Origin of the sequence: Aeromonas sobria, from assembly GCF_050266975.1 — a bacterium.
GTDB lineage: Bacteria > Pseudomonadota > Gammaproteobacteria > Enterobacterales > Aeromonadaceae > Aeromonas > Aeromonas sobria_B.
Window position 1 is genome coordinate 1 of sequence record NZ_JBKISU010000109.1, and the last position, 403, is coordinate 403.

Below are 403 nucleotides of genomic sequence, written 5' to 3' on the forward strand. Positions count from 1 at the left end.
CACCTCAGTAAGCGGCAGAAGATTTAGCGAAAGCTAACCGAATGCGGAGCGGTAGTTCAGTCGGTTAGAATACCGGCCTGTCACGCCGGGGGTCGCGGGTTCGAGTCCCGTCCGCTCCGCCACTAATAGAAGCCCTTAAGCTGTTGCAGCTTAAGGGTTTTTTGCTTTTCTGCTCATCTATCCTCTGGCACCCCGTCTTGTGACCGTGACCAAACTGTGACCATGTCGTGACCAAATCTCAAATTTGACCGGAGGTCATTTCCGAGCCAGTCTTCTGTAAGCGCCCTTGAATCGGCATCTTTTTTTCCCAAAATCAGCTCGTCACACTTGAAATCCATTACCTCTTCGCTGGATTTTCACTATGACCACTCAAGAACGTGCTGATTTTTGGCAGCAGCAGATC

Annotated in this window: 1 tRNA gene; it reads left to right on the forward strand. The window is 50.6% G+C overall.

What is annotated here, in order from left to right:
• The first annotated feature begins 45 nt into the window (after positions 1 to 45).
• Positions 46 to 122 (forward strand) — tRNA-Asp (locus ACLHZ1_RS20655).
• Positions 123 to 403 lie beyond the last annotated feature (281 nt).